Origin of the sequence: Acidiphilium multivorum AIU301 (genome assembly GCF_000202835.1) — a bacterium.
GTDB lineage: Bacteria > Pseudomonadota > Alphaproteobacteria > Acetobacterales > Acetobacteraceae > Acidiphilium > Acidiphilium multivorum.
In genome coordinates this window covers 3,224,423-3,245,463 of record NC_015186.1, presented here as the reverse complement: position 1 = coordinate 3,245,463, position 21,041 = coordinate 3,224,423, and the positions used below count along the sequence as shown (strand labels likewise).

20 protein-coding genes are annotated in these 21,041 nt (G+C 71.2%); 14 read left to right on the top strand and 6 right to left on the bottom strand.

Going from position 1 to position 21,041, the window contains the following annotated elements; all coding sequences use genetic code 11:
• Positions 1-4: 4 nt before the first annotated feature.
• Genes ACMV_RS14750 through ACMV_RS14740 form a run of 3 tightly spaced genes read left to right on the top strand, consistent with a single transcriptional unit; the run spans position 5 to position 4,487 of the window.
• Entirely contained in the window at positions 5-2,812 is a 2,808-nt protein-coding gene (locus ACMV_RS14750; protein ID WP_013640928.1) for a molybdopterin oxidoreductase family protein, read from the top strand.
• Positions 2,809-3,552, top strand: coding sequence for a 4Fe-4S dicluster domain-containing protein (locus ACMV_RS14745; RefSeq protein ID WP_013640927.1), 744 nt, complete (start codon positions 2,809-2,811; stop codon positions 3,550-3,552). Before ACMV_RS14750 ends, ACMV_RS14745 begins: the two co-directional genes overlap by 4 nt.
• Positions 3,549-4,487, top strand: coding sequence for a dimethyl sulfoxide reductase anchor subunit family protein (locus ACMV_RS14740; protein ID WP_012040203.1), 939 nt, complete (start codon positions 3,549-3,551; stop codon positions 4,485-4,487). The genes ACMV_RS14745 and ACMV_RS14740 overlap by 4 nt, the downstream gene beginning before the upstream one ends.
• Here the strand turns inward: ACMV_RS14740 and ACMV_RS14735 are convergent.
• The 3 genes from ACMV_RS14735 to ACMV_RS14725 are packed head-to-tail and all read right to left on the bottom strand — an operon-like array spanning position 4,469 to position 7,363.
• Entirely contained in the window at positions 4,469-5,245 is a 777-nt protein-coding gene (locus ACMV_RS14735; protein WP_231295290.1) for a metal-sulfur cluster assembly factor, read from the bottom strand. The genes ACMV_RS14740 and ACMV_RS14735 overlap by 19 nt on opposite strands.
• Entirely contained in the window at positions 5,245-6,261 is a 1,017-nt protein-coding gene (locus ACMV_RS14730) for an amidohydrolase family protein (RefSeq protein WP_007422390.1), read from the bottom strand. The genes ACMV_RS14735 and ACMV_RS14730 overlap by 1 nt, the downstream gene beginning before the upstream one ends.
• A gap of 58 nt (positions 6,262-6,319) precedes the next feature.
• Positions 6,320-7,363, bottom strand: a complete 1,044-nt coding sequence (locus ACMV_RS14725; protein ID WP_012040201.1) for an NAD(P)-dependent alcohol dehydrogenase — start codon at positions 7,361-7,363, stop codon at positions 6,320-6,322.
• 260 nt (positions 7,364-7,623) lie between these two features.
• Between ACMV_RS14725 and ACMV_RS14720 the strand changes: the two genes are divergently transcribed.
• The gene (locus ACMV_RS14720) at positions 7,624-9,474 is read left to right on the top strand and encodes a sigma-54-dependent Fis family transcriptional regulator (protein WP_013640926.1); all 1,851 of its coding nucleotides are present in this window, start codon (positions 7,624-7,626) and stop codon (positions 9,472-9,474) included.
• Here the strand turns inward: ACMV_RS14720 and ACMV_RS14715 are convergent.
• On the bottom strand, positions 9,418-10,830 hold the full coding sequence (locus tag ACMV_RS14715; protein WP_013640925.1) for a DEAD/DEAH box helicase: 1,413 nt from the start codon (positions 10,828-10,830) through the stop codon (positions 9,418-9,420). The genes ACMV_RS14720 and ACMV_RS14715 overlap by 57 nt on opposite strands.
• A gap of 236 nt (positions 10,831-11,066) precedes the next feature.
• Positions 11,067-11,294, bottom strand: a complete 228-nt coding sequence (locus ACMV_RS14710; RefSeq protein ID WP_012040198.1) for a hypothetical protein — start codon at positions 11,292-11,294, stop codon at positions 11,067-11,069.
• Between the two features lie 172 nt (positions 11,295-11,466).
• Here ACMV_RS14710 and ACMV_RS14705 point away from each other — a divergent pair, with 172 nt between their 5' ends.
• Genes ACMV_RS14705 through ACMV_RS14695 form a run of 3 tightly spaced genes read left to right on the top strand, consistent with a single transcriptional unit; the run spans position 11,467 to position 14,688 of the window.
• A complete protein-coding gene (locus ACMV_RS14705) occupies positions 11,467-13,416 on the top strand; it encodes a DUF6600 domain-containing protein (protein ID WP_013640923.1) in 1,950 nt (649 codons plus the stop codon).
• A 41-nt stretch (positions 13,417-13,457) separates the two neighbouring features.
• Positions 13,458-14,048 carry a hypothetical protein gene (locus ACMV_RS14700; protein WP_007423419.1) on the top strand — a complete coding sequence of 197 codons (591 nt, stop codon included), beginning with the start codon at positions 13,458-13,460 and terminating at the stop codon, positions 14,046-14,048.
• Between the two features lie 10 nt (positions 14,049-14,058).
• Positions 14,059-14,688: a DNA-3-methyladenine glycosylase family protein gene (locus ACMV_RS14695; protein WP_013640922.1), complete on the top strand. Its 630-nt coding sequence runs from the start codon at positions 14,059-14,061 to the stop codon at positions 14,686-14,688.
• Here the strand turns inward: ACMV_RS14695 and ACMV_RS14690 are convergent.
• A complete protein-coding gene (locus tag ACMV_RS14690; protein WP_013640921.1) occupies positions 14,672-15,307 on the bottom strand; it encodes a class I SAM-dependent methyltransferase in 636 nt (211 codons plus the stop codon). The genes ACMV_RS14695 and ACMV_RS14690 overlap by 17 nt on opposite strands.
• Before the next feature lie 110 nt (positions 15,308-15,417).
• Here ACMV_RS14690 and rpmE point away from each other — a divergent pair, with 110 nt between their 5' ends.
• The 7 genes from rpmE to lptG all read left to right on the top strand — a co-directional run bounded on the left by rpmE (position 15,418) and on the right by lptG (position 21,038).
• Positions 15,418-15,645: a 50S ribosomal protein L31 gene (gene rpmE, locus ACMV_RS14685; protein WP_007422773.1), complete on the top strand. Its 228-nt coding sequence runs from the start codon at positions 15,418-15,420 to the stop codon at positions 15,643-15,645.
• Positions 15,646-15,847: 202 nt separating this feature from the next.
• Positions 15,848-16,309: an Hsp20 family protein gene (locus ACMV_RS14680; RefSeq protein ID WP_007422774.1), complete on the top strand. Its 462-nt coding sequence runs from the start codon at positions 15,848-15,850 to the stop codon at positions 16,307-16,309.
• Positions 16,310-16,415: 106 nt separating this feature from the next.
• Positions 16,416-17,045: a flavin reductase family protein gene (locus ACMV_RS14675; RefSeq protein WP_007422775.1), complete on the top strand. Its 630-nt coding sequence runs from the start codon at positions 16,416-16,418 to the stop codon at positions 17,043-17,045.
• Positions 17,046-17,049: 4 nt separating this feature from the next.
• The gene (gene pdxA, locus ACMV_RS14670; RefSeq protein WP_013640920.1) at positions 17,050-18,027 is read left to right on the top strand and encodes a 4-hydroxythreonine-4-phosphate dehydrogenase PdxA; all 978 of its coding nucleotides are present in this window, start codon (positions 17,050-17,052) and stop codon (positions 18,025-18,027) included.
• A complete protein-coding gene (locus tag ACMV_RS14665; protein WP_013640919.1) occupies positions 18,024-18,749 on the top strand; it encodes a pyridoxine 5'-phosphate synthase in 726 nt (241 codons plus the stop codon). Before pdxA ends, ACMV_RS14665 begins: the two co-directional genes overlap by 4 nt.
• A 37-nt stretch (positions 18,750-18,786) precedes the next feature.
• Positions 18,787-19,911: an LPS export ABC transporter permease LptF gene (gene lptF / locus ACMV_RS14660; RefSeq protein ID WP_007422778.1), complete on the top strand. Its 1,125-nt coding sequence runs from the start codon at positions 18,787-18,789 to the stop codon at positions 19,909-19,911.
• Entirely contained in the window at positions 19,908-21,038 is a 1,131-nt protein-coding gene (lptG, locus tag ACMV_RS14655; RefSeq protein ID WP_012040191.1) for an LPS export ABC transporter permease LptG, read from the top strand. The genes lptF and lptG overlap by 4 nt, the downstream gene beginning before the upstream one ends.
• Positions 21,039-21,041: the final 3 nt, after the last annotated feature.

The window sequence follows — 21,041 nt, the reverse complement described above, 5'->3', positions numbered from 1 at the left end:
TGCCATGCCCGAAGACAGGATTGCCTATCACGCGCCGGTCGGCGACGAGGTTGCCCACACCACCTGTTACATGTGCGCCTGCCGCTGCGGCATCAAGGTGCATCTCAGGGACGGGAAGCTGCGCTACATCGAGGGCAACCGCGACCATCCGATCAATCGCGGCGTGCTGTGCGCGAAGGGATCGGCGGGGATCATGTCGGTCACCTCGCCGGCGCGGCTGCGCTCGCCGCTGAAGCGGGTCGGCCCGCGCGGGGCGGGCGAATTCGAGGCCATCGGCTGGGACGAGGCGATGGCGATCGTGACGGCGCGGCTCGCGGGCATCCGCGCCAGCGATCCCCACCGCCTCGCCTTCTTCACCGGGCGCGACCAGTCGCAATCGCTGACCGGGCATTTCGCGCGGATGTTCGGCACGATGAATTTCGCCGCCCATGGCGGGTTCTGCTCGGTCAACATGGCGGCCGCCGGACTCTATTCGGTGGGCGGCGCGTTCTGGGAATTCGGCGAGCCGGACTGGAACCATGCGAAGCTGTTCCTGCTGTTCGGCGTGGCGGAGGACCACGATTCCAACCCGATCAAGCTCGGCCTCGCCAAGCTGAAGGAGCGGGGGGCGAAGATCGTTTCGATCAACCCGGTGCGGACTGGGTATTCGGCGATCGCCGACGAGTTCGTCGGCATCACGCCGGGGACCGACGGGCTGTTCATCATGGCGCTGATCCACTGCCTGCTGGCGGAGGGGGCGGTCGATACCGAGTTCCTGGTCCGCTACACCAACGCGCATCACCTGGTGATCGACGCGCCGGGCGCGGCCGATCACGGGCTGTTCGCGCGCGGCGCGGATGGCGCGGCGCTGGCCTTCGACCGCAAGGCGGGCGCGCTGGCGCGGGCGGATGCGACCGGGACCGACCCCGCGCTGCTCGGGACGTTCACGCTCCCCGACGGGCGGCGGGCGCGGCCGTCGTTTGCGATTCTGGCGGAGCGTTATTCGGCGGCGGAGTACGCGCCGGAGGCGGTGGAAGCGCGCTGCGGCATCGCCGCGGCGACGATCCGCCGGCTGGCCGCCGAGATCGCCGAGATCGCCTTCCGCCAGCCTGTCGTCATCGAGCAGGCCTGGACCGACACCGACGGGCGGCGGCACGAGACGATGACCGGGCGGCCGGTGGCGATGCACGCGATGCGCGGGATTTCGGCGCATTCCAACGGGTTTCACACCTGCCGGGCGCTGCATGTGCTGCAGATGCTGATCGGCGCCGTCGATACGCCGGGGTCGTGGCGCTACAAGTCGCCGCACCCGAAGCCGATTCCGCCAGGACCGGGCCCGGCGGGACGGGCGCATGACGGGCGCGGCGCGCTGACCGGCAACGTGCTCGGCTTTCCGACCTCGCCGGACGACCTGCTGGTGGATGACGCGGGCGAGCCGCTGCGGCTCGACCGGGCGTTCTCGTGGGAGGCGCCGCTCGGCATTCACGGCATGATGCACATGGCGATCGCCGAGGCGCATGCGGCCGGGCGGGCGCGGGTGGACACGCTGTTCCTCTACATGGCGAACATGGCGTGGAACTCGGCGATGAATCCCGGCGAGACGACGCGGATGCTGACCGACCGCGACGAGGACGGCGAGTATCGGATTCCGTTCGTGATCGTCGCGGATGCGTTCGAATCCGAAACGGTCGCCTATGCCGACCTGGTGCTGCCGGACACGACCTATCTCGAACGCTATGACTGCATTTCGCTGCTCGACCGGCCGATCGGCTCGGCGCACGGGCCGGCGGATGCGATCCGCGTGCCGGTGCTGAAGCCGGACCGCGACGTGCGGCCGTTCCAGGACGTGCTGATCGACCTTGCCGGACGGCTCGGCCTGCCGGATTTCGCCGAGGCGCCGGGCAAGCCGCTCTACGGTTCCTATGCCGATTACATGGTGCGCCACCAGCGCAAGCCGGGCGTGGGGCCGCTGGCCGGATTCCGCGGGGCGGACGGCAACGCCTTCGGCCGGGGCGAGCCGAACCCCGAGCAGATTTCACGCTACATCGCCAACAAGGGGTTCGCGCGGTACGACCTGCCGCTGGAGCAGCTTTACTACAAGCACGCGAACCGGGCCTATCTGACGGGTGCCAAGGAGATGGGGCTGATCGACGACGACAGCCAGATCGTTCTCAATCTCTATAGCGAGCATTTGCAGAAATTCCGCCTCGCCGCCGAGGGGCACGGGGCGGTGCAGCCGCCGGAGCGGCTGCGCGCGCGCATCGCCCGGTTCATGGACCCGCTGCCGATCTGGTACGAGCCGATCGAGCAGACCATGACGGATATGAAACAGTTTCCGATCCACGCGATCACGCAGCGGCCGATGTCGATGTATCATTCGTGGGGATCGCACAATGCGTGGCTGCGGCAGATCCATTCGGAAAACCGGCTCTACGTGCATCGCGACCTCGCCGCCGCACAGGGGCTGGAGGATGACGATTGGGTCGAGGTGGTTTCGCGCACCGGGCGGCTGAAATGCCAGATCCGCATCATGGACGGGGTGAACCCGCACACGGTGTGGACGTGGAACGCGATCGGCCGGCGGAGCGGGGCGGTGGCGCTGGCGCAGGACGCGCCGGAGGCGGTGCGCGGCTTCCTGCTCAACCACGTGATCTCGGAATATCTGCCGGCGGGGGATGACGGGGCGCGGCTGTCGAATTCCGACCCGGTGACCGGACAGGCGGCGTGGTTCGACCTTACCGTGAGGCTTGAACCCTGCGAGCCGGAGACGATCGCGGAAACCCAGCCGCGGATGGCGCCGGTGGCGTTGACGACGAAGGGAGCCGGGCGATGACATCGCTGCCGCAGATTCAGCCGGGCGCCAAGCGGCTCGGCCTCGTGATCGACCTCGATACCTGTGTCGGCTGCCATGCCTGCGCGGTGAACTGCAAGGAATGGAACACCGAGGGGCACCACGCGCCGCTGCCGGATTACGATCCGCATGGCGCGGACCCGGACGGGGTGTGGTTCAACCGCATCCATTCCTACGAGGCGGAGGGCAGCGGCGGGTGCGGCAAGACGGTGAATTTCCCGCGCTCGTGCCTGCATTGCGAAAATCCGCTCTGCGTCACCGTCTGCCCGACCGGCGCCTCGTACAAGCGGGCCGAGGACGGGATCGTGCTGGTGAACACGGATATCTGCATCGGCTGCAAGCTGTGTTCCTGGGCCTGCCCCTATGGCGCGCGGGAATTCGACGAGCATGACGGGGTGATGAAGAAATGCACGCTCTGCATCGACCGGATCTATAACGAGTCGCTGCCCGAGGCGGAGCGCGAGCCGGCCTGTGTGGCGACCTGCCCGTCGCGGGCGCGGCATTTCGGCGATCTCGCCGATCCCGGGAGCCGGGTGTCGAAACTGGTGGCGGAGCGCGGCGGCGTCGACCTGATGGCGGAGCTGGGCTACCGGCCGACCAACAAGTATCTGCCGCCGCGGCAGACGCGCATCGAGACGCGGCCGGTGGAGATGCCGGCATCGGCGCCGGGCGGGCTGGGCGGCGCGCTGCTCGCCCTCGTGGACAAGGTGCTTTCGCGATGACCCCGGCAAGTTCGGTCCTGCTGCTGACCACCCTCACCGGCTTCGGCTACGGGCTGCTGGCCTGGCTCGGGATTTTCTGCGCCGCCGGGGCGCTGCCGGAGAGCCCGTGGTTCGGGCCGGTGGCGGTGGTGATCGCGCTCGGCTTCGCCGGCGCGGGGCTGGTCGCCTCGACGCTGCATCTCGGGCGGAAGGAACGCGCCTGGCGGGCGTTCAGCCAGTGGCGGTCGTCCTGGCTGTCGCGCGAGGGGGTGGCGGCGGTGGCGACCAACGCGCCGGCGCTGGGCTTCGCGGCGTCATGGGCGGCGCTGGGCGCGGCCGCGCCGCTGACGATCGCCCTCGGGCTGGTGGCGGCGGCGATGGCGCTGGGGACGGTGTTCTGCACCGCGATGATCTATGCCTGCCTGAAGCCGATCCGCCAGTGGCACAACCGCTTCACCGCACCGCTCTACCTGCTGTTCGCCGCGTTCTCCGGCGCGCTGCTGCTGGCGGCCCTGCTCGGGGTGTGGACCGGGACGGCTACGGCCGCCGCGGCGCTGGCGGTGGTGTTCGCGATCGGCGCGGGCGTGGCGAAGGCGGCCTACTGGCGCTTCATCGACGCGCAGGGGCCGCTCGCGACGCTCGCCTCGGCGACCGGGCTCGCCGAACTCGGCACGGTGCGCGCCCTCGACCGGCCGCATTTCACCGAGAACTACGTGCTGCGGGAGATGGGCTACCAGATCGCCCGGCGGCACGCCGCACGGCTGCGGCGGATCGTGCTGGTCCTCGCCTTCGCCGCACCCGCGGTGCTGGCCGCCCTCGCGCTGGCGGGCGCGATGCCGGCGGTGGCGGCGCCGCTGGCCGCCCTGCTCGCCGGCATCGGCCTGTTTGCCGAGCGCTGGCTGTTCTTCGCCGAGGCCACGCATGTCTCGGCCATCTATTACGGCCGCGCCGTCTGATCGCTGCCGGCGACGCCCTGGCGGATGAAGTCGGCGAGGCCCGGCTCTTCCGGCAGGGTTGACGGCGCCTCGCCATAGCGGGCGGCAAGCAGGCCGCGGCAGAGCGCGCCGTTGAACTCGGCGTTCAGCCCGACGCGGCGGATGTGGCGCAGATAGACGCTCAGCGTTTCATGCATGATCCGCTCGCCGGCGCTGGTGACGAAGGCGAGATCCTCGCCGCCGGCAAGCGGGCGGCGGGCGAGGTAGCGGGCGCGCAGGGCAGGCCCCTCCCCGTCCAGCGCCAGGCGTTCGAGACCCTCGACCGTGAGATCGAGGAAGGCTTGCGCATCGTGGCCGGCGGCGAGCAGGTGGCGGAGCAGCGCCTCCTGCCGGCGCTCGAAGGATTTCAGGCCGAAATGCCGGCGGATGCCGGCGAGGTTCTCGCCCGCCTCCTGCGGGAAGGCATCGGCGAAATCCTTGCCCTCGGCGACGCCGTTGTTGATCTCGTCGATGAACATGTGCTCGTCGAGCCGGACATCGGCGCGCGTGACCCAGGGCAGGGCGGCGACGGCATCGCGCATGTCGGCGGCCATGAGGTAGGAGAAATTGGCGGCGCACCAGTAGGTGGGCAGGCGGAAGCCGACGCTGACGGCGCCGTCCTCGGCGATGTCGATGCCGGTGACGAAGCCGAGCTCGACCACGCTCTCGTCAAGTTCCGGATCGGTCACCTGATCGAGAGCGGCGCGCACCTCGTCGGTGCGCGCCTTGAGCATGGACATCACGCGGCCACCGGCGCCATCCGGCCGAGCTTGGCCTTCTGGGCGGCGATGTCGACCCCGTAGAGCCGGGCGGCGTTTTCGCCGAGGATCTTCTTCTTGCCCTCGAGCGTGAGCTGCTTGCCGGTCTCCTTCACCAGCTCGTCGGGGATCTCGAAGCTCATGAAGCGCTCGACCAGCCAGCGCGGCGTCCAGATCCCGTAGTCGGAGCCGAAGAGGATCTTGTCCTCGCCGAGCCAGAACAGCAGTTCGGACATCACCTTGGCGAAATAGCCGGGGCGCGAGTGGATGAAGGGCAGCACCACGGCGAGGCCGCCATAGACGTTGCTCTCCTGCACCGCGATCCAGCAGAAATCGTCGAGGCGCGGCAGGCCGCAATGCTCGACGATGAAGTTGAGGTTGGGGAAGTCGGTGGCGCAATGGTCGATGTCGGCGACGTCGAAGGCGTCGCGGTCGAGCGGGATGATGGTCGGGCCCTTGTGGACGTGGATGTTCTTGATCCCGAGCTTCTCGCAGCGTTCGAGATACTTGTAGGCGGCGGGATCGGAGAGCTTGTAGCCGCGGCTGTCGCCCTTCCATTCGGCGGTGTAGAGCTTCACCCCCTTGATCTTGTGGATCTCGGCCATGGCTTCGAGGGCTTCGAGCCCGCCCTCGCCGTCGCGCGGGTCGAAGGCGCCGTTGAGGATGAAGCGGTCGGGGTAGCGGGTTTTCAGCGCCGCGTTCTGTTCGAGCGTGTTGAAGCCGGTCTTGTAGAAATCCTTGAGGTAGGTGGGCTGGAAGATCGCCATGTCGTCCGGCCCGTCGATGAACAGGTCCTGCACCATCTGCTCGGCGCCGTATTTGGCGAATTTCTCCGGCGTCCAGAGCTGCTCCGGCGGGGAGAGCGAGGCGTGGTAGCCATAAAAGCAGTCGATGAATTGCTTGCCGTGAATGTTCCTGATGTTCTCGGGGCTGGCATCCCAGAGATGGACGTGGCCGTCGATGATGAAGATCTCTTCGCCGTCTTTGGTGGTATACACTGGATCCGTTTCCTTCCTTCGGATTTGACGTGGTGAGCGCTGGTTTTTTTCGCTTCGTTCAGGGAATCAGCACGGCGCGGCCGCGGACCTTGCCGTGATGCAGGTCGTGCAGGGCGGCATTGGCCTCGTCCAGCCGGTATTCGCGGGTGGCGAGGGTGACCTTGCCCTGGTCGGCCAGCGCCATCAGCTCGATCAGCTCGGGATAGGTGCCGACGAGATTGCCGACGATGGTCTTTTCCGAGGTGATCATGTCGATGGTGGGAATGTCGATCTTCCCGCCGTAGCCGACGATGTAATAGTAGCCGCCGTCGCGCGTCATCGCGAGGCCTTTCGCCACGGCGTCGCCCTCGCCGACGAAGTCGATCACCGCCTCGGCGCCCTTGCCGCCGGTCAGGCGCATCACCTCGTCGAGCTCGGAGCCGTCCGCCTTCACCGCGAAATCGGCGCCGCATTCCTGGGCGAGCTGCAGCGCCATGTCGGCGCGGTCGACGATGATGATCCGGGCGGCGCACATCGCGCGCAGCACCTGGATGCCGATATGGCCGAGGCCGCCGGCGCCGATCACCACCGCGAACTGGCCGGGCAGCAGGTGGCGCGAGGCCTTCTTCGCGGCGCGGTAGGCGGTGAGCCCGGCATCGGTATGCGGGGCGACGTCCTTCGGCGCGAGCGATTTCGGCAGCTTGATGATCGAGCGCGCGCCGGTGCGCAGCAGCTCGGCATAGCCGCCATTGCAGTTGATGCCGGGGAATTCGCTTTCCTCGGCGTGCATGTCGTCGCCGCGGCGGCAGGCGAGGCAGTGGCCGGAGGTGATCAGCGGATGGCAGATCACCGGGTCGCCCTTCTTCAGGTGGGTGACGGCGGAACCGACCTCCTCGATCCAGCCGGCGTTCTCGTGGCCCATGATGTGCGGGAACTTGAGATCGACCTTCGAGCGCCAGACGCCCTCGATGATGTGCAGGTCGGTCCGGCAGACGCCGGCGCCGCCGATGCGGACGATGACGTCGGTCGGGTTGCGGATCTGCGGTTCGGGCACGTCCTCGTAGGTGACGAAGTCGGGTGCGGTGAGCTTTTCGTCGTATCCGTGCAGCACGGCGGCTTTCATGGCGCGGTTCCCCCTGGTTCCTTGGTGAGGGGGATGCTGCATCGATCGTGCCAGCGCGCGGAGCGGCGGGATTCCGCGGGCTTCGCCAAAGGGACGAGGCCGTTCATGTTCCATTCCGCAACAGCGACGGAAAACAAGTGTTCCGTTGCGGCCCGTGCCCGTATAACCTCCATATTGGAAAAGGGTCCGCTGAAGACCAGTTGAAGCATCTGGCGGGTTGCCCGACGCGGCCCGGATGGCAAAAGGCTATCGGAGGAAACATGCTGGCGCATCGTGCCACCGACTCCCGTCTTGCGCAGGCGCGCTCGCTGCTCGAGCTGGGGCGCGCCATTCCGGCAGGGTTGCTGGCCGCGCCCATCGCCGCGAGCTGGCGGCGCTGCCTCGATGCCGGGCTGGACCCGCATCATCCGCCGAATGTCGGGCGGATCGAGCAGCACGAGCTCGAACGCCACCGCGCGGCGCACGAAACCGCAAGGCGCCTCGCCCGCGCCGAGATGCAGGCGCTGCACCGCCAGCTCGGGCGGGACAGTTTCGTGCTCGCCTTCGCCGACCCGGACGGGGTGCTGATCGACTCGCTGGTGAGCGAGGGGCGGCGCGGCGACATCGAGGCCTTCGGCATCGTGCCGGGGACGGTGTGGGAGGAATCGCTGGTCGGCACCAACGCGCTGGGGACGGCGAGCGCCTCGCGGCAGCGGATCGCGGTGCGCGGGGCGGAACATTTCTTCACCCATCACCAGCGGCTGAGCTGCATCGCCGCACCCATCTTCCTGCCCGACCGCACGCTCGCGGGCGTGCTGGACGCGACCTGCTTCAGCGAGGCCTATGCGCCGAACGCGCGCGCCATCGTCGCCCTCGCCGCGGCGGAGATCGAGGCGCGGCTGTTCCGCGCCCGCCTCGCCGGCAAGCGGCTGCTCGCCATCCACGGAAGGGCCGAGTTTCTCGACACCGCCTATGCCGGGCTGCTCGCGCTCGACGCGGCCGACCGGGTGGTGGCGGCGAACGACCAGGCGCGGTTCATCCTGGCCGGGCTGCCGGAGCCGATCGGCGCGACCTTCGGCGCGCTGTTCGCGCCGGCCGAGCTGCGGCCGGGGGCGGCGGGCACGCTGACCGACCGCGCCGGGCGGCTGTTCCACGCCAGGCTCGACCAGCCGGAGACGGCGCGGCCGCGCAAGATCGCCCCCGCGCAGGGCGTGCCGGCAGCGGACGCGCCGGTGGCCGAGGACCCGGCGGCGCGGGCGGCGCTCGACATGGCGGCGCGGGCGGCGGCGCGCGGCATGCCGGTGCTGATCCGCGGGGCGACCGGCACGGGCAAGGAGGTGGCGGCGCGCTACGCGCATCGCGCCTCGGGGCGGAGCGGGCGGTTCGTCGCGGTGAACTGCGCGGCGATTCCGCCGGACCTGATCGCCGCCGAGCTGTTCGGCCATGTCGAGGGCGCGTTCACCGGCGCGCGGCGCGGCGGGGCGGCGGGCCTCGCGGTGGAGGCGGATGGGGGAACGCTGTTCCTCGACGAGATCGGCGACCTGCCGCTGCCGCTGCAGGCCGCGCTGCTGCGCTTCCTCGACGATTTCTCGGTGCGGCCGGTGGGCGGCGGGATGCCGCGTCTGGTCGACGTGCTGCTGCTGACGGCGACCAATGTCGATCTCGGCGAGGCGGTGGCCGCGGGACGGTTCCGGGCGGACCTGTATTACCGGCTGGCGATCGCCGAGATCACCCTGCCGGCGCTGCGCGAGCGCAGCGACATCCGCCCGCTCGCGGCGCACCTGCTCGAACAGGTGGCCCCGGGCACGCGGCTTGAGCCGGCGGCGGCGTCACGCCTCGCGCGGCACGATTTTCCCGGCAATGTCAGGGAGTTGCGCAACGTGCTGGCGCGCGCCGCGCTGACCGGCGAGAAGGTGATCGGCGAGGAGACGATCGCCGCCCTGCTGCCGGCGGAGACGGCCGCGCCGGCCGCCGCCGGACAGTCGGTGCTGCGCGACGTTCAGGCGAGGCGGATCGAGGCGGCGCTGCGCGCGGCCGGCGGCAATATCAGCCGCGCGGCGCGCGCGCTCGGCGTGTCACGCAACACGATTTACCGCGCGATCGGACGAACGCCCCCGACCGCCGCCGGCTGAGCGGCCGCGGCCCTGCGGCTTGCCGCCGGCCTTGGCGTGGGCGGGCTTGCCGTGATGGGCGTTGCCGCCGCCATGACCATGGCCCTGACCGTGGTGGCCGCCGCCGTGACCGCCGCCATGGCCGTGGCCGGCATGCGCGGCCTTGGGCGGGCCGTTGCGCTTGGGCATCTGCCCCTGGCGGGCGACCTGGTTGCGGGCGCGGAGGAGATGCGGCGGCGCGAGGCCGCGCACCGGCTGGGCGCCGCCGGGGACGAGATGGCGGCCGATCAGCGTCTCGATATCGCGCAGATAGGGCAGCTCGGAGGGCTCGACCAGCGAGATCGCCACACCCTCGGCGCCGGCGCGGGCGGTGCGGCCGATGCGGTGGACGTAGGATTCCGGCACGTTCGGCAGCTCGAAATTCACCACATGCGAGACGTTGTCGACATCGATGCCGCGGGCGGCGATGTCGGTCGCGACGAGCACGCGGATGCGGCCGGAGCGGAACTGGTCGAGCGCGCGCTCGCGCTGGCCCTGGCTCTTGTTGCCGTGGATCGCGGCGGCGCCGATGCCGGCATCCTCGAGATGGCGGGTGACCTTGTCGGCGCCGTGCTTGGTGCGGGTGAAGACGATGGCGCGCTCGACCGCGACATCGGCCAGCAGCCAGGCGAGCTTGTCCTTCTTCTCCTCGGGGGCGAGGAGGAGCACCTGCTGGTCGATCCGGTCGACCGGCTTCGATTCGACGCTGACCGCGACCTCGCGCGGGTCGCGCAGGAATTCGCCGGCCAGCGCGCGGATCGGCTTCGGCATGGTGGCCGAGAACATCACCGCCTGGCGCTGGCGGGGCAGCTTCGCCATGATCTGGCGGATCGCCGGGATGAAGCCGAGATCGAGCATCTGGTCGGCCTCGTCGAGCACCACGGTTTCCACCGCATCGAGGCGGATGACGCCGGCGGCGACATGGTCGAGCAGGCGGCCGGGGGTGGCGACCAGCAGGTCGACCCCGGATTCCATGCGGCGGGCCTGCGGGCCGGGCTTGGCGCCGCCGATGACGACGGCGACCGAGGGACGGGTGAACTTGCCGTAGGTGCGGGCGGCATCGGCGATCTGGGTGGCGAGCTCGCGGGTGGGGGCGAGGACCAGGGCGCGGCAGGCGCGCGGCGCCGGGCGGGCGCGGTTCGCCGCGATCCGGTGCAGGATCGGCAGCACGAAGGCGGCCGTCTTGCCGGTGCCGGTCTGGGCGATGCCGACGAGGTCGTGGCCTTCGAGCATCACCGGGATCGAACGGGCCTGGATCGGGGTGGGGGTTTCATAGGACTGCTCGCTGATGGCGCGCAGCAGGGGCTCGGCGAGGCCGAGGGTGGTAAAATCGGTCAAGACAGCGCTTTCGTCGCGGCTCCTTCGGTGCGAGGGAGCGGCACAAGGGTGGCAGGAAGCTTCGTAGACGAGCCGCCCAGAGGGTGCGCGCCCCGCATGGAACGCGCCTGCCGGCGGATGGCGGCGCCAGGGCGCGGCCGGCCGGTGAACAGAGCCGGCGGCCATCGGGCCGCATCTACGAGCGCTGTTCGTCAGCGCGGGATATAGGCGCTCAGCCGCCGGGTTGGCAAGGGCGGTCAGTGATGCCAGCCGCCATGCCAGCCTTCGTCGTCATCGCCATGCCACCAGCCGCCGCCGATCGTGACGCCGCCATAGACCACCGGCGGCGGGGCATAGGGATAGGTGTAGTAGCCGCCGCCATAGCCGGCGCCGTAGCTCGACGGATAATAGACGCATCCGCCGAGGGCGAGCGCCGCGCCGGCCGCCACGGCCGCGAGCAGCATCCTGCGCAAATTCGGTCTCATCGTCGTTCCTTGCATCGTCTTTCGCATATTGTGCCGATCGGTATGGCGGCCATGGGGCCAATTCGTGCCAAAATTGTAACGTGATGAGGAGCCGCCTTTTTTCCGACGCCGGCAGGCCGAACTTGCGCCAGAGAGCCGTGCGACCGGCGGAATGCGACTTCAGGAGGGCATGATGCGCAGGCAGTTCGCGACGTTGTTTCATATTGCATGGCTGCTCGCCGCCCTGCTCGCCGGGACGACGGCGACGGCGCGGGCCCAGGCGAACGGCGCGCCGCCCGCCCGCGTCGGCCAGATCGCGCGGATCGAGGGGGCGGTGTCGTTCGCCCGGGCCGGCGGCGAATGGGAGCCGGCGACGCCGAACTATCCGCTGATCGGCGGCGATACGCTCTATGCGGAGCCGGGGGCGGAAGCGGCGCTGACCTTCGGCTGGAGCCGGATCACCCTGGCGGGCGGGACCGAATTCGGGATCGCGGCGCTCGGCGAGGACAGCGCGACGCTGGATGTGCCACGCGGCGAGGCGTTTCTCGATCTGCGCTACCTGGCGCCGGGCGAGACCTGGCGCATCCGCACGCCGCGCGGGGTGGTGACGATCGGCCAGGACGGGCGCTACGCGATCAGCGCCGGGGACGCGGCGGCGCCGACGCGGATCGGCGTGATCGACGGCGCGGCGGAGGTGACGGGCGATGGCGGGTCGCTCCGGCTCGGGCCGGGGGAGACGGCGCGCCTCGCCGGCGCGACACCGGTGCGGGCGATGCGCGGACCGCTCGAGACCGACCCGTTCATCGAGCGGATGCTGGCGGAAGCCGCGCCGCCCGCCCCGCCCGGCGCGCCGGCGGTGGTGACCGGCATGACCGGGGCGGGCCTGCTCGCCGCCTATGGCAGCTGGGGTGACGTGCCGGATTATGGCGCGATCTGGTATCCGCGGGTCGGGCCCGGCTGGGCGCCGTACCGGCACGGGCACTGGGCCTATGTGCCGCCCTGGGGGTGGACCTGGATCGACGACGCGCCCTGGGGCTTCGCGCCGTTCCATTACGGACGCTGGCTGCACAGGCATGGACGCTGGGGCTGGCTGCCCGCGCCGGTGCCGGTGCCGCCGCGCGCCCCGCCGGTCTACGCGCCGGCGCTGGTCGCGTTCTTCAACGTGGCGCCGGGGATTTCGGTGGGGGTGGGGCTGAACGGCGGCGCGGTCGGCTGGGTGCCGCTGGCGCCGGGCGAGCCCTTTCTGCCGTGGTACAGCTGCCCGCCCGCCTATGTGGAACGGCTGAACCGGTTCGACGTGCGGGATCCGGCGCGGTATCGCGACCCGCGCGCGCCGGGCTTCGCGGCGGAGCGCCATCCGGCGCGGCTGGCGAACCGGATGGCGGCGACGCTGATCGGGCCCGAGGCGCTGCGGCGGGGCGACGCGGTGGGGCGGTTCGGACATCCGGCGCCGGAACGCGCGCTGGCGGCGGCGCGGCCGATGCTGCCGGGCCGGACGGCGCCGGCCTATGGCGGTTTCCTGCGGATGCCGCTGGAGCCGGCGCGGCCGGCGCCTGCCCCCGCGCGGCCGGCGATGGCGCCGGCACCGGGACGGCCGGGCGTCCCGGCGGCGCCGGGGGTGCCGGGCTCGCCGCCCCGGGCGATGCCGGCGCCGGGCATCGCCGTGCCGAGCTACAGGCCGGCGCCGCGCGCGCCGGAGCAAAACCGGTTCCAGCCGCAGCGCCCGCAGATGCAACCGCGCCCACCCGCGCCCGCCGCGCCGCAGCGCCGGGCGCCCGAGCAAAACCGGTTCCAGCCGCAGCGACCGCAGATGCAGCCGCGTCCGCCCGCGCCCGCCGCGCCGCAGCGCCGGGCGCCGGAGCAAAACCGGTTCCAGCCGCAGCGCCCGCAGATGCAACCGCGCCCGCCCGCGCCAGCCGCGCCGCAGCGCCGGGCGCCGGAGCCAAACCGGTTCCAGCCGCAGCAGCCCCAGACGCGCCCGCAGACGCCGCCGCGACCGCCCGCCGCGCCGCCGCGCCGGATGCCCGAGCAAAACCGGTTCCAGCAGCAGCGCCCGCAGATGCAGCCGCGACCGCCCTCGCCCACCGCGCCGCAGCGCCGGGCGCCGGAGCAAAACCGGAACCGGCAGGAGGGCGCGTCATGATGCGCTATCGGGTGCCGGGCCGGTTGTGGTAGGGTCGGATCATGGCCAGCCGGATCGATGACAGGACTGCCTGGGCCGCGCGCCGCCGCCGGCGGCTGCGGATGGCGGAGGACGTGCTGCTGCTGCCGCTGGCGCTGCTGGTCGAGTTTCTCGATCGGGTGGTGTGGAAGGGCACGAAGGCGCTGCTCGACCTGATCTCGCGGGCGCCGCCGATCGCCCGGCTGCGGCGGTTCCTGCAGGACCTGCCGCCGGTGATCGTGCTGTTCCTGTTCCTGATCCCGGAGGCGATCGACCATCTGAGCGGCTTGTGGGCGACGGTGCTGCTGGTGAAGGGCAACTGGCTGGCAGCGACGGTCGTTGCCGTGTTCATCAAGGGATTCGCGCTGCTGCTGGCGATCTGGATCTATCAGGCCTGCGAGCAGAGCCTGCTGTCGGTGCGCTGGTTCGCGCGGTTCCATCATGCCGTGCTGGAGGCGAAGGCCTGGGTGCTGCGGCGGACCGAGCCGGTGCGGCTGCGGCTGCGGCAGGCGTTGCGCAGCGTGCTGGCGCGGACGGGCAACCGGCGCCTGGCCCGGCGGTTTTCCGCCTGGCGCTGGCGCCTCGCGCGGATGGCGGGTCTGGCCCGCCGATGACGCAAGCCGGATGAGCCGCCTCGCCCGCGCCCATCTTGCCGCCGCCGATCCGGTGCTCGGCGCGCTGATCCGCGAGGTCGGGCGCTGCACGCTGGCGCCGGAGCGGGCGCGCGAGCCCTATGAGGCGCTGATTTCGGCGGTGGCGCACCAGCAGCTGCACGCCCGCGCGGCCGAGGCGATGCTGGGGCGGCTGCGCGCGCTGACCGAGGCGCCGGTGCCGGCGCCGGGGCACCTGCTCTCGCTGTCGGACGAGGCGCTGCGGGGCTGCGGGTTCTCGGCCGCGAAGGCGGCGGCGCTGCGCGACATCGCGCGGCGGACGCTGGACGGCACGGTGCCGACCAGGCGGGCCGCGGCGCGGATGAGCGATGCGGCGCTGATCGAGCGGCTCTGCACCCTGCGCGGGATCGGCCGCTGGACGGTGGAGATGCTGCTGATCTTCACGCTCGGCCGGCCGGACGTGTTTCCGGTGGACGATTTCGGCGTGCGCGAGGGCTACCGGCTGATCCACGGGCTGGAGGCGCAGCCGAAGCCGCGCGCCTTCGCCGCGATCGGCGAGGCCTATGCGCCGTATCGCAGCACGGCGGCCTGGTATCTCTGGCGGGCCGCCGACCGGGCGAAGACGATCAAGTACCAGGCCTGACCTTCGCCCGCGCCACGAGGTCGATCAGCGCGGAGGGGCCGGAATGGCCGGGGCCTTCGTCGAGCACCGCGTCGTAGCTGTCGAGCCGCTCGATCTCGAGGCCGGCGAAGGCCTCGCGGAGCATCGCCTCGGTGTAGCAATGCGCGGGATCGGACGGGCCGCCGGTGCGGTTGGCGACCTGTTCGGGCCGGTAGCCCTCGAGCAGCAGCAGGCCGCCGGGGCGCAGGGCGCGGACGAGCCGGCCGAAAAACGCCGGACGCTCGGCCGGGGGGACGAACTGCACGAAGATCGCCACCACCGCGTCGTAGGCGTGCTCGGGCCAGGACCAGCGCAGCAGGTCGGCCTGTTCGAAGGCGATGGCGACGCCGCGTTCGGCGGCGAGCTTGCGGGCGCGGGAAAGCGCGGTGGGCGAGACCTCGACGGCATGGACATCGGCGCCGTTGCCGGCGAGGAAGACGCTGTTGCGGCCCTCGCCGTCGGCCACCGAGAGCACCTTCGCGCCCGGCGCGATCAGCCCGGCATTGGCGGCGAGGAAGGCGTTCGGCGCGGTGCCGAAGATGTAGCCGCCCGCGGCGGCGTAGCGGGCTTCCCATTTCTGCTCGGGGGTCGGTTCGCTCATGCGGTGGTTTCCCTTGCGTGGTGTGGACGGTGCTTGCCACGGACGGCGCAAACCGCTAAGCGGACCCGTCACGCGGCCGGTCGGCATCGGCCAGGATCAGGAGAGTTGCGATGAAAGCCGATATCCATCCGGATTATCACGAGATCAACATCATCATGACCGATGGCACCGAGTACAAGACCCGCTCGTGCTACGGCAAGCCCGGCGACACGCTGCGGCTCGATATCGACCCGAAGTCGCACCCGGCCTGGACCGGACAGCAGCGCGTGCTCGACACCGGGGGCCAGGTGGCGAAGTTCAACAAGCGCTTCGCCGGGATCGGCGCCCGCAAGAAGTAAGCGTCCCCGCCGCGGCAGACCTGCAACGCGCCCCGCCGCCTTCGGCCGGGCGCGTTTTCGCATGCGCGCGGGTCTTGAAGCGGCGGCGGCGAATACCTTTATCCTCGGACAGGAAGGATGCCTTCGGGGTTCTTCCGGCACTGCGGGCTGGTCCGTCGGACAGCCCGGTTCACTGGACCTTGCTTGACCGAGGAGGTTACTCATGACGCTCGATTTTTCCCCGCTTTTCCGCACCGCCATCGGCTTCGACCGGCTGCAGCAGCTGCTTGACAGCGTGCCGGACGGCAACGCCACCGCCTATCCCCCCTACAACATCGAGAAACTCGGCCCCGAGGACTACCGCCTGACCATGGCGGTGGCCGGATTCCGCGCCGAGGACCTCGACATGACGGTGAAGGACAACACGCTCATCATCACCGGACGGATCGCCGAGGGGGCGAGCAAGGGCGAGGTGCTCTATCGCGGCATCGCCTCGCGCGCGTTCGAACGGCGCTTCGTGCTGGCCGACCACATGGTGGTCGATGGCGCGGCGCTGGAGAACGGGCTGCTGCACGTGGCGCTGAAGCGCGTGATTCCCGAGGCGCTGAAGCCGCGGAAGATCGCCATCGGCACCGGCGCCCCGGCGGCCACGCCCGTGATCGAACAGGACAAGGCGGCCGCCTGACCTCGCCGCCATCCCCGACACCCCGCGCCGCAGGGCGCGGGGTTTTTCATGGGCGCCCCCGGCGGCGCGCATGGACAGGGGCGGCGGAAGCGGCGATGATCAAGCCATGCTGTTCGACCTCACCAAACTGAAACCGGAGGACCAGTACAAGCTGCTGGCCTCGACCGTGGTGCCGCGGCCGATCGCCTGGGTGGTGACGCTGAATCCCGAGGGCCGGCTGAACGCCGCGCCGTTCTCGTTCTTCAACGTCTTCGGCGCCGGGCCGCCGATCCTGTGCCTCGGCATCGGCGCGCGGCGGCCGGGCGACCCCAAGGATACCGGCGAGAACATCCGCCTGACCGGGGAATTCGTGGTCAATCTCGTCGCGCACGAGAACGCCGAGGCGATGAACGTGACCGCGATCGAGTTCGGCCCGGAGGTGGACGAGCTGGCCGAGGCGCGGCTGACCACCCTGCCCTCGGAGAAGATCCGCCCGCCGCGCATCGCCGAGAGCCCGGTGGCGATGGAGTGCACGCTGCATTCGATGATCGAGTTCGGGCCGGACCGCGCGCTGGTGATCGGCCAGGTGCAGGCGATGCATGTGCGCGACGACGCCGTGCTGAACCCGGAGCGCTGCCATATCGACACGCCGAAGCTCGACCTGATCGGCCGGATGCATGGCGGCGGCTGGTACGCGCGGACCACGGAACGGTTCGACATGCCGCGGATTCCGGTCGGGAACTGGCCGCGCGACTGACCGGATGGCGATGAGCGACGCCCCGATCGCGCTGACCATGGGCGACCCGGCCGGGATCGGCGGGGAGATCGCCGCCGCCGCCTGGCGCGACGCGCGGGAGCGGCTGCTTCCGTTCGCGCTCATCGGCGATGCGGACTGGGCGGCGGGATTCGGCGTGCCGGTGGCGCGGATCGGGCGGATCGGCGAGGCCGCTTCCCGGTTCGGCGCGGCGCTGCCGGTGCTGGACGTGAAGCTCGCGGTGCCGGCGATTCCGGGGCGGCCCGACCCGCGCAACGCCGCCGCGGTGACCGGGGCGATCGAGACCGCGACGCGGCTGGCGCTGGCCGGCGAGGCGGCGGCGGTGGTGACCTGCCCGATCGCCAAGTCGGTTCTGTATCAGGCGGGATTTCCGCATCCCGGCCATACCGAGTTCCTCGGCGCGCTGACCGGCGTGGCAGCTCCGGTGATGATGCTGGCCTGCCCCGGCCTGCGGGTGGTGCCGGTGACGGTGCATGTGTCGCTGCGGCGGGCGATCGAGACGCTGGAGACCGGCGCCATCGTCGCCGCCGGGCGGAGGCTGGCGGCGGCGCTGACGCGGGATTTCGGGGTGGCGGCGCCGCGCATCGCGGTGGCGGGGCTCAACCCGCATGCCGGCGAGGCGGGGGCGATGGGCGACGAGGAGCTGACCATCATCGCGCCGGCGATCGCGGCATTGCGGCAGGCGGGCATCGACGCGTTCGGGCCGCTGCCGCCGGACACGATGTTCACCCCGGCGGCGCGGGCGGGTTACGACGCGGCGCTTTGCATGTATCATGACCAGGCCCTGATCCCGCTCAAGACGATCGACATGGAGAACGGCGTGAACGTCACCCTCGGCCTGCCCATCATCCGCACCTCGCCCGACCACGGCACCGCCTTCGACATCGCGGGGACGGGGAAAGCGCGGGCGGAAAGCTTGATCGCGGCGCTGCGGCTGGCCGGCGAGATGGCGGGGCGGCGATGAGCGCCCTGCGGCTCGGCGTCAATCTCGACCATGTGGCGACGCTGCGGAACGCCCGCGGCATCGCGACCCCCGACCCGATCCGCGCCGCGCGGATCGCCATCGAGGCGGGGGCGGACGGGATCACGCTGCATCTGCGCGAGGACCGGCGGCATATCCGCGACGCCGATATCCGCGCCGCGCGGGCGCTTTCGGTGCCGCTCAACATGGAGATGGCGGCGACCGACGAGATGGTCGGCATCGCCTGCGGGCTGAAGCCGCATGCGAGCTGCCTGGTGCCGGAGCGGCGGCAGGAGGTGACGACCGAGGGCGGGCTGGACGCCGCCGGAACCGCCGAGTCGCTGGCCCCGCGCATCGCGGCGCTGCGGGCGGCGGGAATCCGCGTCTCGCTCTTCGTCGATCCCGATCCGGTGCAGCTGGAAGCCGCGGCACGGTTGGGCGCGCCGGTGGTCGAGCTGCATACCGGCGCCTATGCCGAGGGGCGGGCGGGCGAGCTGGACCGGCTGCGCGCCGCGGCGGCGCGGGCGGCGGCGCTCGGGCTGGAAGTGCATGCCGGGCACGGGCTGAACTATGACAATGTCGGCCCGATCGCGGCGCTGCCGGAGGTGCGGGAGCTGAATATCGGCCACTTCATCGTCGGCGAGGCGGTGTTCGTCGGCCTGGCCGAGGCGATCCGCCGGATGCGCGCGATCATGGACGCGGCGCGACGGCGTACGCAGCGTTAACTTGCCATTGACCCGGCGCGCCGCCAAAAGACCGGCGATGCTTTCCTTGCTGACCCCGACCCGGCTGGACCGCTACGTGTTCCGCCAGCTCCTCATCGGGCTGGCGGTTTCCACGCTCGGGCTCGTCGCGCTGGTGTGGCTGACGCAGTCGCTGCGCTTCATCCAGCTGATCATCCAGCACGGGCTGTCGCCGGTGGTGTTCCTGCACCTGACCGGGCTGCTGGTGCCGAGCTTCGTCGCGGTGATCCTGCCGATCACCTGCTTCATCGTGATCCTGTTCGTCTATGCGCGGCTCGCCGCCGACCGGGAGCTGACGGTGATGCGGGCGAGCGGCATGTCGGACGCCGCGATCGCGCGGCCGGCGCTGGCGCTGGCGATGCTGACGATGCTGGCCTGCTGGGGGCTGAACGTGTGGCTGGTGCCCTCGACCCTGGCGCGGTTCACCCATTTCGAGTCGATCATCCGCAACCAGGTCGCCGCCTTCCTGCTCGAACCCGGCGTGTTCACGCCGATTCCCGGGCATATCACCGTTTACGTGCAGCGGCGGGACCACGACCAGGTGCTGCACGGCATCGTCATCCAGGACGCGCGGCAGAAGGGCGAGCCGGCGACGATCCTCGCGCGGAGCGGGCGGCTGATCGACGGGCCGGACGGACCCGAGGTGCTGCTGCTCGACGGCTCGCGCGAGCAGGTGGACCCGAAGACCGGGCGCCTCAATATCCTGAGTTTCCGGCGCAATCTCATCAGCCTCGCCAAGCCGACCGGGGTGACGCGGAAGCTCGCGCCGAAGACCTCGGAGGCGACGATGACGCAGCTGTTCCACGCCGGCGCCGCGCATGTTCCCCCGCCGGTGCAGCGGCGCTGGCGCGAGGAGGCGTGGCGCCGGATCGCCTCGCCCTTCGCCGTGCTGTCCTATGCGGTGATCGCGCTGCTCAGCGTGCTGCGCAGCCCGTTCCGCCGGCAGGGCGGGGCGGCGGCGCTGGTGGCGGCGGTGTTCATCGTGATGGGGCTGGTGGCGCTGGAACTCGGCACCGAGAACCTGGCCGCCCGGCAGAACGGGCTGATCCCGCTGATCTTCGCGGTGACGCTGGGGCCGGCGCTGGTCGGGCTCGCGCTGCTGCTGCGCGGGCGGCGGCGGCGGGCGCGGACGGTGCCGGCATGATCCGCCTGCGGGCCTGGCGGCCGCCGCTGACCCTTTCGCTCTATATCGGCCGGCGCTTCCTCGGCGCGGTGGTGGCGATGCAGGCCGGGCTGACCGCGATCGGCGCGCTGTTCGACTTCCTCGACCTGCTGCGCCAGTCGGCCGACAAGCCGCAGGCGACGTTCTGGCGGATGCTGGCGCTGGAGGTGCTGCGGGTGCCCTGGCTCGGCATGCAGATCCTGCCCTTCGCCGTGCTGCTCGGCGGGATCTTCGCGTTCTGGCGGCTGACCCGGAGCTCGGAACTCGTGGTGGCGCGGGCGACCGGCACCTCGGTCTGGCAGTTCCTCGCCGTGCCGGTGGCGGGGGCCGCGCTGATCGGCGTGCTCGCCACCACGGCGGGCAGCCCGATCTCGGCGATCATGTTCGCCCGGGCGGAGGTGCTGTATTCGACCTATCTCGGCGTGGATTCGGGGCCGCTCTCGCTGCAGGGCGGGCAGCTCTGGCTGCGCCAGGCGGACGATGCGGGGGGCAAGGGCGGCATCGCGATCCTGCACGCCGACGCGGTTCACCTGCACGGCAAGGTGCTGACGACGGGGCATATCACCGTGCTGCGGCTGACCGCGCAGACCACGCTGCAGGAACGCATCGAGGCCGCGCGGGGCCAGCTGGAGCCGGGCGGCTGGCGGCTGGAGAGCGCGCGCATCCTGACGCCGGACGGAGAGCCGCGGGCGGTGAGCGCGCTGCGGATTCCGACGACGCTGACGGTGGGCCGCGTGCAGGAGAGTTTCGCGAGCCCCAGCGCGCTGTCGTTCTGGGCGCTGCCGGGCTTCATCCGGCTGCTGCGGCGCTCGGGCTTTTCGGCGACCCAGCACGAGCTGGCGTTCCAGAGCCTGCTCGCCCTGCCGCTGCTCTGCGCGACGATGGTGCTGGTGGCGGCGGGATTCTCGATGCGGCCGTCGCGCCGGGGCGGGGCGATCCAGATGATCGGGGCTGGCGTCGGCTGCGGGTTCCTGCTGTTCATGCTTTCTGAGGTGGCGGCACAGCTCGGCAAGTCGGGCGCGCTGCCGGTGGGGCTCGCGGCCTGGGCGCCGGCCGCGGCCGGGCTGATGCTGGCGCTTGCCTTGTTGCTTCATCTGGAGGATGGCTGAAGC